We start from the raw sequence: 11,452 nt of genomic DNA on the forward strand, positions 1-11,452 counted from the left end.
GAAATCGAAGCGCGAGAGACATACGACGAAAGCTCGGCAAATTCATGCATATTCTGGCGTAATATCGGTTTTTACTTAGTGAATAACCCTCGCACAATGGGCGTCAAATGCTATATTTTAGAAAATACCCGTAATTTCCAGGAACCTAGATGAACGTCCACGCCGCGCACGCGCTGAAGGCCACCGTCACGCTGACAGGAGCGAATTGTGACCAGCTGAGGCCGTCTGGAATAAAAGGGCTGGGAGATGTCCCCTGGGGGGCGCATCTCTGCCAGTTCTATGACAGCGACGCCGAGCTGCTGGATATATTGGTCCCTTATTTCGCCGCCGGCCTGGCGTCGAATGAATTCTGCATGTGGATCACCTCGGAGACCATCAGCCGGAGCCGGGCGATCGAGGCGCTGCAGCAGGCGGTTCCACATCTGCCGCGCCTCCTCGACGAAGGGCGGGTACAAATTCTCGACTTCCGCGACTGGTACAAGCTCACCGACAATTTCGACTCCGGCCGGGTGTGCCTCGGTTGGAGCGGCAGATATGAGGCGGCCTTGGCGCGCGGCTTCGAAGGGATGCGCGTCTCCGGCGACACGTCCTGGCTGAACGAGGACGAATGGGAGGATTTCGTCCATTACGAGGATCAGGTCGATCCCCTCATCGGCTCCTCGCGCATCATCGCGCTCTGCACTTATTCCGTCACGGCTTGCGACACGACGAAGACCTGCGAGGTCTTGTCCAGTCACGACTGCGCGCTGGTGCGGCGGGGCGGCCATTGGAGAGCGATCGAGAGCTACGGCCGCCGGCGCGCCGAGCAGGCGCTTCGCGAGAGCGAGGTCCGGCTTCGCGCCACGATCGGGAGCGCCAGCGACGGAATCATCACGGTCGACGAGAACGGCGAGGTGACATTGGCCAATCCGGCCGCTGCGGCGATGTTCGGCTATAAGCTGGAGGAGCTGCTCGGCGAGAGCATCGGCCTGCTGCTCGAGCGCGGTCGCGGCTCGCGCCGGCGTCGGCCGGTCGATCTCTTGAAGATCGCCGATCGCGGCTATTTCGAAAGGCGGCGCGAATTCGGCTGGCGCCACAAGGACGGCTCGACGGTGCCGGTCGAATGCGCGGTCAGCGAGATCGGGCTCGAGCGTCTTCGCCGGCATTTCGTGATCTGCGTTCAAGATCTGACGGAGCGCCGCCGAGCCGAAGCGCGAATTCGCCAGCTGCACAGCGACCGGCTGCTCGCCATGGGCGGCATGGCGACGACGCTGGCTCATGAGATCAACCAGCCGCTGACCGCCACGGCCGCCTATCTGAACGCCGCGAGGCGCACCATCGCGCGAATGAGCGACAGCCGCGCGAGAGCGGCGGAGGAGGCGCTGGAGCGGGCTTGTGGCCAGGTCCTGCGCGCCGGCGGCATCATTCGGCATATGCGTGAGTTCATCGCGCGCAGTGAGCCGAACAAGACGCGCGAGCGTCTCCACGCTCTGATCGGGGCCGCATGTGAGCTCACCTCGGCGACCGCGAGCCACGCCGACGTCCGGCTCGTCCTCGACCTACAGGCCGAGCATGACACGATCATCGGAGACGCCGTTCAGCTGAAGCAGGTGATCGTCAATCTCGTCCGCAATGCGATCGAGGCGCTGCGCGCGGTCGAGGTCCGGCGGCTCACCATCTCCACCGCGGCGGTCGATGCGGGCATGATCCGCATCGACGTCGCCGACACCGGGCCCGGCATGTCCGAAGCGTCGAGAGCGCGGCTGTTCGAGCCATTCAAGACGACCAAGGCGCATGGGCTCGGAGTCGGCCTCGCTCTGTCGCGCTCGATCATCGAGGCCCATTACGGGACAATATGGGCGGAGCCGAACCACGGCGGCGGGACCGTGCTCCGCTTCACCCTGCCCCTGGCGGAGTAGGCGGCTCACTTCATCATCGGGACAGCGTGACCTTCTGAGCCTGGCGTGGCATAAAGCCCCCATGGCTGCGACGATTCGAAACGCGTTCGACCCGGGCTTCGGCGTCTATGTGCACTGGCCGTTCTGCCTGTCGAAGTGCCCCTATTGCGACTTCAACAGCCACGTCCGCAAGGGCGAGGTCGATGAAGATCGCTTTGTGGACGCCTTTCGCACGGAGATCGCCCATCGCGCCGCTCTGGCGCCGGGACGCGAGGTGCGCTCGGTGTTCTTCGGCGGCGGCACGCCCTCGCTGATGCTCCCATCCACGCTGGAGGCGATCCTCCGGGCGATCGCCGACCATTGGCCCATGGCCGCCGATGTCGAGGTCACGCTCGAGGCGAACCCCACCAGCGTCGAGGCCTCGCGCTTCCGCAGCTTCAAGGCGGCCGGCGTCAATCGCGCCTCGCTCGGCGTGCAGGCGCTCAACGACATAGAATTGCGCGCGCTCGGCCGCCAGCATTCGGTGGCCGAGGCGCTCGCCGCGCTCGATGTCGCCAATAAGATTTTCGAGCGCACCTCCTTCGATCTCATCTACGCCCGTCCGCAGCAGACGCCGGCGGCCTGGCGCAAGGAGCTGGAGCTGGCGCTGGGGCGCGTGACGGAGCATGTCTCGCTCTATCAGCTCACCATAGAGCCGGAGACGATGTTCGAGCGCATGGTGGACGCCGGCAAGCTCGATCTGCCGGACGTCGACACGCAGCGCGCGCTATGGGACGTCACGCAAGAGGTCACCGTCCGCGCCGGCCTGCCGGCCTATGAGGTCTCCAACCACGCGCGGCCCGGCTCGGAATGCCGGCACAATCTCGTCTATTGGCGCTATGGCGAATATGCCGGCGTCGGCCCCGGCGCGCATGGGCGGCTCATCACGCCGCGCGGCCGCCGCGCCCAGGCGACCGAGAAGCACCCGGAAATGTGGCTCACCTGCGTCGAGACGGAGGGCCATGGCCTCGTCGAGGACGATCTGCTCTCCGCGGAGCAGGAGGGCGACGAGTTTCTGCTGATGGGCCTGCGCCTGCGCGAGGGGATAGATCCCGCGCGCTTCTTCGCCCTCACCGGCAAGAAGCTGTCGCAATCGCGCGTCGCCGAGCTGATCGGCGACGGGCTCGTCGAGCTGACCCGCGACAATCGCATTCGCGTGAGCTCGGAAGGGTTTCCCGTGCTCGACGCCGTGGTGGCCGATCTCGCGGCGTGAGCCCGCCGGTCAGGCCAGCGCGCGGGCGATGCGCTCGCCGATGCGCGGATCGGTGAGATAATCGACGATCGCATGGGGATCGTCCTGGCGATTGGCGATATCGGTCAAATTCTCGACGCCGTCGCAAAAGCTGTCTTTGTCGAGCGCGGGATAGAGAGCGACATAGTCGCGCACATCGGCGCCGTTGAGCCAGGCGCGCACGCCCGGCGGCCGATTCAATCGCGGCGGCTTGAGATATTCGCGCACGAGATCGATGCCGAGCGGCGAGCCGAGCGTGACCAGAAGCTCGACCGCGCTCGCGACGCCGAAATCAGTGAGCAGGCGGTAGCCGACGATCGTGCCGAGCGAATGGGCGACGATGACGCGGTCGGCGCCGCGCAGGTCCGGTCCGACGATGTCGTCGACGGCTTTGCGCGCGTGCTGATTGGTGAGATAGGCGTCGACCTGCTCGACGAAGGGAAGGGCGGCGTGGCCGAGCCAGGGCGCCTTTCGCCCGAGCGCTCGCGCGATTCCTTGCGCCCATTGCTGATTGGCGATTCCTCTGTCGATGACCGTCTGTCCCGATTCCGCGGCGATGTCCGCGGGATCGAGTCCGGCGCGGTCGCCGATCTGCTGCAGCAGATCGGCGGCGAGGCTCGGCAGAGGCGCGTCGCCGCGCGCGACGACGGTCTTGCCGTCGGCCCCGACCCCGCGTGTGAGGCGGTCGAGCGTGTCGCCGTAATAGGGCATACGCAATTCGAAGTCGGGGCGCGCGATCCCCTGCCGCCGCCAATTGGCCTCGAGCGCGTCGAGCCATTCTTGTCGCAGATCGTCGGGAGAGCGATTCTCCTGACGCATTCCATGCACGAAGACCAAGGTTTTCAAGCGAGCCTCCCCTCGTCGAGCTCCGCGGCGAGCATCGCTCCGGCCGCAGCGTCGAATGTCGTCCACAGCGAGGGCTTCAATCCCCGGCGCGCCTCCAAGACGATGCGAGAGACGCGGGCGTCATCGGGCTCGAGATAGGCCCAGCCTTTCGTCAGCAGCGGAAAGGCGCCGACGGCGGCGGCTTCGCTATCGGCGAGATAGGCGACGTCGAACGGCGTTCCGATAGGGCCGCGTCCATATTCGTCCGGCGTCGCGGCGAAGAATTGCGCCAGCTCCCGAATTTCCGCGATGCGTCCCGCTTGCTCGAGCGCGTGAGCGGCGAGCACGCCGGCGCCCGGATCGACGACGCCGGCGGCGCGCAGCGCGTCGAGCAGAGCGATCACCGCATTTGCGTCGGGCGTGCGTTTCGCTTCCATTTCGGCGGTCAGGCGATGAACCGCGGGCGTGATCGTCTCGCGATAGAGATCGCAGGCGCGCGCAAAGCCGCCATTGGCCGACGGCGCGTAGGAGAGGCTCGCCGCCGCGCCCTTTTCGACGACGAGCGTCGCGACGAAGCCCGGAACCACGAGCACGGCGACGAAATCGCCTTCCGCCGTCTCGAGGAGAAGCGTGGCCGGGACTTCGGTCCGCACCGCGATCTGATCGGCGCCGCCGTCCGAGAAGCGCCAATATTCGGGCCGGGTGGCGACGCGCGCGATCGACGATCCGATCACAGTGACGCCGACATGCGTCTCGAAGGAGGCGCGCCCCTCCGCCGCCGCGAATTTGGCGCGGCGGCGACGCAGGCGGCCATTGGAGCGCTCGCGCAGCCGGCGAATGCGATCGGAGGCGACGCTCTTGCGGGATTTGGGGCGGGGCGGCGTCCAGCTCTCGAGGGGCTCCAGCTCCGATAGGGCGTCGACGCTGAAACGATGAATCTCGAAGCCGCGCTCCTTGCGGTCCAGCGCCGACGTCGACAGTATGATATGGCCCTTCGGAAAGGAGACATAGACGTCGTTCGGCTCCCGCCAGCCGGAGTTCGCATCCACGCGCTGCGGCCGGGCGCCCGCGAGCAGATCGGTTTCATAGGCGACGGCTTTCTCCAGAAAGGTCGCGAGACTGGCGGAGGTGACGCAGGGGCCTTCGCCTCGCGGCCGGGCGAAAGCGGCCGAGACATTTCCCTTCAGCGCCTGCATCAGGCAGCTGGTGAAGACTCCGTAATGTTCGGCCGGCTCGGTCTCGGTCGCCGGCTTGGCCACTTCCTGCGCCGCCCCGTCTATGTCTGCCGCCTCGAAATGGTCCCATTGCGCGGGCGTCGCGATGCGCTGCTGTCTTTGAAACAGCGAGCGCGGCGTGAAGAAGGGCTGGCCGGGAACGGAATTGCGGCAGGCGTCCGAGATGAACGACACTTGATCGATCCCGCAGCGGCGCGCATGTTTCTCGGAGGCTTCGACGCCGACGACCTCGTCGCTGCGTCGATCATATTTCGACAGCAGCCACATGGTTTCCGCCGCCGAGGCGCAACCATGTCCCGCGAAGAACAGAATCAATCGTCCGACGTCGAGCGCGTCGACGAATTCCTCCACCTTGGAGCGAATGGCGTCGAAAGTGACCTCCTTGCCGCCCTCGTCGGTGAAGAGCGCGGCCTCATAGGCGTTTTCCATCGCCCATGCGGCGAAATCCTTCGCGCCGCGCGTGGCGCCGGGGAGACGCGGGAGCTTGCCCGACCGTTCGATGCCGATCGCGATCACGACGCTTCGTTTCGCCATGGAACTCGCCCCTTCGCCGGGCGGATTACACCACTGCGCGACGCCGCTCGCAAGTCGGCCGAATAGTGTGTCGTCGCAGCGCTTCGCGCGCGTTCAGAACAGCTCGCCCTCGCCGCGATTGAGCGCCTCTGCGCGCGGCGTGAAGGCGCCGTCGGCTTCATGCAGGACGAGCGGCGGAAGCAGCGACAAAGGCGCTTTCGAGCCTTTGAGTCCGCGCAGCAGAATGCGCGTCGCGGCCTCGCCCTCGCGCGGGAGGACGGGCAGCAGGGCGAGCGCGCCGAGCCGCGTTCCGACGCTCGCGAGACAATCCGCGAGCGCGTCGGCGCGGTGGATCATGACGAAGAGCCCGCCCGGCCGCAGCAGCGCGAGGCAGGCGCGCAGCCAGGGCTCGAGGCCGTCCGCGCTCACATGGGCGAGCGCGCGGCGCGGATCGGGCGAGACGCGCGCGCGGCCCGGCGTGAGATAGGGCGGATTGGTGAGAAGCACCTCGGCGCTCTCATTCTCGAGCCCGCCGGCCCGACGCGCCGCGATCGAGAGGAGATCGACCTCGTGGACGCGGATGCGCGCCGCGAGCGCGTTCGTCGCGATATTCTCGCGGGCCAGCGCGCAAGACTCCGGATCGATCTCGACGAGGCCGAGCGTAGCGGCGGGCGCGCGCAGCGCCGCGGCGAGTCCGACGGCTCCGGTTCCCGCGCCGATGTCGAGAATGAGCCCGCGCGTCTGCGCCGGCGTCGCCGCCGCGAGAAGCACGGCGTCGGTTCCGGCCCGGTGGCCGCGCGGCATTTGGCGCAGACGCAAGCGTCCGCCGAGAAAGGCGGCGGCCTCCGACCGTTTCTCCATTGTGTTCGGGGGAACGTTCATGCGCGGGAAACGTTCATCGCACTGAAAAAATGTCACAGCTTCTCGCATCGAGCAAGCTCTCGTATCGAGAGCGAGTTCTCGCAACGAGCAATCGGCTTCCGCTCTTTTGGAAACGGCCTGAACTGATCGGGTCGCGCGACCGGAGCCCGGTCGCGTGGTCGTCGAGGAGGAAATGCGATGAAATCGATGAACGCCATGATCCGTATTCTCGCCGCAGGGGCGATCTTGTCGGCCTTTGCGGAAATCGGCGCGCCGGCGCCCGCGCTCGCGCAATCGGGCGCTTCCTGCGACCAGCTCTGGCGAGAACGCAACGCCATCTATGCGCGCGCCGGGCATTGTTTCCAGACCACGCGCGGGCGCTCGGTTTTCGGCGGGGGCTGCTTTCCGCCCTATGGCCGGCTGAGCGGCGCCGATGCCCGACGGGTTCGGCAGCTCCAGACCTTGGAGCGCCGGAACGGATGCTGAATTCTCACGCAGAACAGCGTCGGATCGGCCAGGGGAGGGCTCGCCGGGGGGCGCGCTCCCCTGGCTTGCCGCGCGCGCTCCGAAGCCTTAAGTTCGCCCCAGCATTCCAAGACAAGCCAAAGGGGTCTACGTGGGCATCGTCATACCGCTGGAGGACAAGGAAAAAAGGTCCGCCGGCCTCGATAATCTGCTTTCGCTGATCGGCCCCGATCTGCAGCGCGTCAACCAGCTGATCCTGCAGCGCACGGGCTCCGACGTGACGACGATCCCCGAGGTCGCCAATCATCTCATCTCTGCGGGCGGCAAGCGCCTGCGGCCGATGCTCGTGCTCGCCACCGCCGGAATGTGCGGCTATGAGGGCGACGGCCACATCAAATTCGCCGCCGGCATCGAATTCATGCACACCGCCACTCTGCTGCACGACGATGTGGTGGACGAGAGCGACATGCGCCGCGGCAAGATCGCGGCGCGAATGCTGTGGGGCAATGAGACCTGCGTTCTCGTCGGCGATTTTTTGCTCGGCCACGCCTTCAAGATGATGGTGGAGCCCGGCGTGCTCTCCTGCCTCTCCGTCGTCTCGACGGCGGCCGCCGTCATCGCGGAAGGCGAGATTTTGCAGCTCAACGCCGCCAAGGACACGCAGACCACCGAGGACGCCTATATGGCGGTCATCCGCTCCAAGACGGCGGAGCTGTTCGCCGCGGCGGCGGAGGTCGGGCCGATGCTGAGCGGCCGCTCCAAGGCCGATGAGGCGGCTTGCCGCAGCTATGGCATGAATCTCGGAATCGCCTTCCAGCTCATCGACGACGCGCTCGATTACGGCGGACAATCGTCCAAGCTCGGCAAGAATGTCGGCGATGATTTTCGCGAGGGCAAGATCACTCTGCCGGTCGTCCTGGCCTTCCGCCGCGGCAGCGAGACGGAGCGTGAGTTCTGGCGCCGCACGCTGGAGAAGGGCGAAATCAACGACGGCGACGTCGAGGCCGCCTGCGCGCTGATGAAAAAGCACGACGCCATCAAGGACACGGTCGAGCGCGCGAGCCATTATGGAGCGATCGCGCGCGACGCGCTGGAGATTTTCCCGGCCTCGCCGTGGAAGTCGGCCTTGCTCGAGGTCGTCGATTTCTGCGTCGAGCGCGCCTATTGAGGCGAAAACGCCCCGCAGGCGTCGAGCCGGCGGGGCGTCATGGCTAGCGAGCTTTCCGAGGCTGTTTCAGAGCGTCAGTCGTGCTCGGGGCCTTCATGCGGACCGCCCCATTCATGGCCGTGATGCGGGCCCTTGGCGATCGTATGCAGCAGCACGGCGAAGCGGCGCTTCTGGGCGTCGTCCAAGCTGTCGAAGAGCGGCTTGGCCGCTTCGGCGAGCTTTTCCGTCTCGGCGGCTTTCGCCGCGAGCGCCTTGGAGCGCCACTGCAGGCCTTCGATCACGCTGCGATGCTCGCGGACTTCCTTCATTTTGTCCTTGGCCTCGGCGAAGCGGGCGGCGCGCGCCTTGGCGATGTCGCGCAGCGAGGCTTCCACCGCCGGCCAGTTCTTCTCCTGGGCGGGGGTGAGCTTGAGGCCGGCCTTCAGAGCGGCGATCTTGGCGTCGGTGAAGGCGGCGTGATCCTCCGCCGAGAATTGGTGATGATGATGCTCGCCGGGAGCCGGCTCTGCAAAGACTCCGGCCGAGAGCGGGAGCGAGAGAGCGGCCACGGCGGCGGCGATGAGGAGATATTTCTTCATGTGCGTTCACCTGGGGGATTGGGTGGACTTGACGCTCACAGATTTCGTTCGCGAGCGCCAAAAAGCAACTTAATCTTTTGTAATGTCTCGCTTCAGAAACCTTCTGTTTACATAAGTCTCTACGTATTCGACAAGGCTGCGGCGCTGCGCGCCGCGACGGAAAGGGGGCCGCAGTGAGCGCTTTCACCGCCATACGCATCGACGAGGACGAGGCCGGCTATCGCGCCGCCTACCTCGAAATGGACGAGAGCGAGCTGATGGACGGCGATGTCGACGTCGCGGTCACGCATAGCGCCGTAAACTACAAGGATGGGCTCGCCGTGACCGGCAAGGCGCCGGTGGTGCGGCGTTTCCCGATGATTCCGGGCGTCGATTTCGCCGGCGTCGTCACGCGCTCGAGCCATCCGAATTTTGCGCCCGGCGATCTTGTGATCGCCGGCGGCTGCGGGCTCGGCGAGCAGCATTACGGCGGCTTCGCGCAGCGCGCCCGCGTCAGCGGCGATTGGCTGATCCCTTTGCCGGAGGGGCTGACGCCGGCGCAGGCCATGGCGATCGGCAGCGCCGGCTATACGGCCATGCTCTGCGTGATGGCGCTCGAGGGCCGAGGCCTCGAGCCCTCGCGCGGGCCGGTGGTCGTCACGGGCGCGGCGGGCGGCGTCGGCTCGGTGGCGGTGGCGCTGCTGGCGGCGCTCGGCTGGCGCGTCGTCGCCTCCACTGGACGCCCCGAGGAGGAGGCCTATCTCAAGACTCTCGGCGCGGCCGAGATCGTCGACCGCGCCGAGCTCTCCATCCCCGGCAAGCCGCTGCAGAAGCAGCGTTTCGCGGGGGGCGTCGACACTGTCGGCTCGGTCACGCTCGCCAATGTGCTGGCGCAGACGTCGATCGACGGCGTCGTCGCGGCCTGCGGCAATGCGCAGGGAATGGAGCTGCCGACGACGGTCGCGCCCTTCATCCTGCGGGGCGTCTCCCTCATCGGCGTCGAAAGCGTGCGGCCCAATCTGCCGCTGCGGCGCAGGGGCTGGGAGCGGCTGGCGCGCGATCTCGACAAGGGGATTCTCGCGCGGATGACGCAGACGGCGCCTTTCGCGCAGGCGCTCGACCATGCGCGATCGATCGTCGCCGGCAAGATCAGGGGCCGGCTGGTGATCGAGATCGGCGATTCTCGCAGCGTCGGATAGGACGTGACGAAATGAGCAGCGCCTTCACCAAGGAACAGGACGACGACGAGCTCCGCATGGAGCTTCCCGATCGGCCGATCAGCCCGCATCGCAATCTCGTCACGCCCGAGGGCTTCGCGCTGATAGAGGCGGAGCTCGCGCGCCTGCACAAGGAGCTCGAGGCCGCGCAGGCGCAGGACGACAAGGCCGCGGCGGCGCGGGCGGCGCGCGATTTTCGCTATTGGTCGGCGCGGCGGGCGAGCGCGGAGATCGTGCGGCCCATTCCCGATCACGAGCAGGCGCGCTTCGGCCATCGCATCGTCATCGAGGACGAGAGCGGCAAGCGTCAGAGCTTTCGATTGGTCGGGGAAGACGAGGCCGATCCCGCCAAGGGGCTCATCCCCTATGTCGCCCCGCTCGCCAAGGCCTTGCTCGGCAAGAGCGTCGGCGATGGCGTCGAGGTCATTCATCACAGCGCCAGGATCGTCGAAATCGGCTGACGCTCCGGCGAGGAACCGCGCGTGAAAGCCGCGCGGTTCGCCTTGGTTCTCACGCCGCTTTCTTGACTGCGGGCTTGGCCTGCGGCTTGGCGGCTTTTTCCGCCGCAGGGGCCGGCGCCGCGGCGGCGGCCGGCTTGCGAGCCGGCTCTTGCTTGGGCGCGATCTTGCCGGCGACCTTGGCGGCCGGCTTGGTTTCGGCCTTTGCCGCAGGCTTGGTCTCCGCCTTGGTTTCGGGCTTGGCCTCCGCCTTGGCGGCCGGCTTGGTCTCGACCTTGGCCACAGGCTTGGCCTCGACCTTGGCTACAGGCTTGGCCTCGACCTTCGGCTCGGCCTTGGCTGCCGGCGCGGCGACGCCCTTCTTGAGGCGGCGCTTCACCGATTGCCAGAGTTCGCGCATCTCCTGAGAGGCGACGCCCTCGGGATTGAGCTCGCAGACGCCGAGACCGAGGCGGGCCGCCTCCTGATAGTCGACGCGCGCCGAGACCAGCGGCGACAGCAGCGCGCCGATCGCCTGCAGCGCCTGCGCGCCCTGGTCGACGCGGGCGTTCTGCTGGGCGGGCGGGCACTGGTTGAGAAGAAAGGCGTATTCTTTCTTCTTGTCCTTGATGCTGGCGCGGGTCAGCTCGCAGGCCCACAGATCGAAGACATTGGGGCGGGCCGGGATGATGCAGAGATCGGCGGCGCGAATGGCGGCCTCCGAATATTCGCTGTCGGCGCCCGGCGCGTCGATGACGACGAGGGTGACGCCCTTCTTCTCGAGCGCGGCGAGCGCCTTGCCGAGCTTGGCCGGCGGCACATGCTCGACCGGCACGTCGGTCGCCTCGCGCGCCTTCGACCATTTGACCAATGACTGGAGCGGATCCAAATCGATAATGAAAACACGCTCGCCCGCGCAACTGGCGGCGACGGCGATGCTGCTTGCGAGCGTGCTCTTTCCGGCGCCGCCCTTCTGCGTGACGAATGCGATAGTGCGCATGTGATCGACCTGTGTTTGAAAGATGAG

General features: G+C 66.8%; 11 protein-coding genes. 6 read left to right on the plus strand and 5 right to left on the minus strand.

The features are described 5' to 3' along the window. The first annotated feature begins 149 nt into the window (after positions 1-149). Both FMZ75_RS08000 and hemW read left to right on the plus strand, forming a co-directional pair. Entirely contained in the window at positions 150-1,898 is a 1,749-nt protein-coding gene (locus tag FMZ75_RS08000; RefSeq protein WP_166142012.1) for an MEDS domain-containing protein, read from the plus strand. Positions 1,899-1,959: 61 nt separating this feature from the next. Continuing rightward, positions 1,960-3,129: a radical SAM family heme chaperone HemW gene (gene hemW / locus FMZ75_RS08005; protein ID WP_166142014.1), complete on the plus strand. Its 1,170-nt coding sequence runs from the start codon at positions 1,960-1,962 to the stop codon at positions 3,127-3,129. A 9-nt stretch (positions 3,130-3,138) separates the two neighbouring features. Here the strand turns inward: hemW and FMZ75_RS08010 are convergent, their stop codons facing one another. The 3 genes from FMZ75_RS08010 to FMZ75_RS08020 all read right to left on the minus strand — a co-directional run bounded on the left by FMZ75_RS08010 (position 3,139) and on the right by FMZ75_RS08020 (position 6,602). Beyond that, positions 3,139-3,993, minus strand: a complete 855-nt coding sequence (locus FMZ75_RS08010) for a hypothetical protein (RefSeq protein WP_166142016.1) — start codon at positions 3,991-3,993, stop codon at positions 3,139-3,141. Continuing rightward, entirely contained in the window at positions 3,990-5,741 is a 1,752-nt protein-coding gene (locus FMZ75_RS08015; RefSeq protein WP_166142018.1) for a caspase family protein, read from the minus strand. Before FMZ75_RS08015 ends, FMZ75_RS08010 begins: the two co-directional genes overlap by 4 nt. A gap of 93 nt (positions 5,742-5,834) precedes the next feature. Next, positions 5,835-6,602 carry a tRNA1(Val) (adenine(37)-N6)-methyltransferase gene (locus FMZ75_RS08020; RefSeq protein WP_246728849.1) on the minus strand — a complete coding sequence of 256 codons (768 nt, stop codon included), beginning with the start codon at positions 6,600-6,602 and terminating at the stop codon, positions 5,835-5,837. Positions 6,603-6,779: 177 nt separating this feature from the next. Between FMZ75_RS08020 and FMZ75_RS08025 the strand changes: the two genes are divergently transcribed. Then, positions 6,780-7,067 carry a YARHG domain-containing protein gene (locus FMZ75_RS08025; RefSeq protein WP_142863112.1) on the plus strand — a complete coding sequence of 96 codons (288 nt, stop codon included), beginning with the start codon at positions 6,780-6,782 and terminating at the stop codon, positions 7,065-7,067. Positions 7,068-7,203: 136 nt separating this feature from the next. After that, positions 7,204-8,214 (plus strand): polyprenyl synthetase family protein, encoded by a 1,011-nt coding sequence (locus FMZ75_RS08030; protein WP_370464689.1) that lies wholly within the window; start codon positions 7,204-7,206, stop codon positions 8,212-8,214. 74 nt (positions 8,215-8,288) lie between these two features. Here FMZ75_RS08030 and FMZ75_RS08035 read toward each other — a convergent pair whose 3' ends face one another. Continuing rightward, positions 8,289-8,792, minus strand: a complete 504-nt coding sequence (locus tag FMZ75_RS08035) for a Spy/CpxP family protein refolding chaperone (RefSeq protein WP_108918307.1) — start codon at positions 8,790-8,792, stop codon at positions 8,289-8,291. 173 nt (positions 8,793-8,965) lie between these two features. Between FMZ75_RS08035 and FMZ75_RS08040 the strand changes: the two genes are divergently transcribed. Together FMZ75_RS08040 and greA are read left to right on the plus strand one after the other, a co-directional pair. Then, entirely contained in the window at positions 8,966-9,970 is a 1,005-nt protein-coding gene (locus tag FMZ75_RS08040; protein WP_166142022.1) for an MDR family oxidoreductase, read from the plus strand. Between the two features lie 11 nt (positions 9,971-9,981). After that, positions 9,982-10,449 carry a transcription elongation factor GreA gene (greA, locus tag FMZ75_RS08045; protein WP_108918309.1) on the plus strand — a complete coding sequence of 156 codons (468 nt, stop codon included), beginning with the start codon at positions 9,982-9,984 and terminating at the stop codon, positions 10,447-10,449. 49 nt (positions 10,450-10,498) lie between these two features. Here the strand turns inward: greA and FMZ75_RS08050 are convergent, their stop codons facing one another. Continuing rightward, positions 10,499-11,425 carry an AAA family ATPase gene (locus FMZ75_RS08050; RefSeq protein WP_166142024.1) on the minus strand — a complete coding sequence of 309 codons (927 nt, stop codon included), beginning with the start codon at positions 11,423-11,425 and terminating at the stop codon, positions 10,499-10,501. Between the last annotated feature and the right edge of the window lie 27 nt (positions 11,426-11,452).

This window comes from Methylosinus sp. RM1 (assembly GCF_011378635.1).
Lineage (GTDB): Bacteria > Pseudomonadota > Alphaproteobacteria > Rhizobiales > Beijerinckiaceae > Methylosinus > Methylosinus sporium.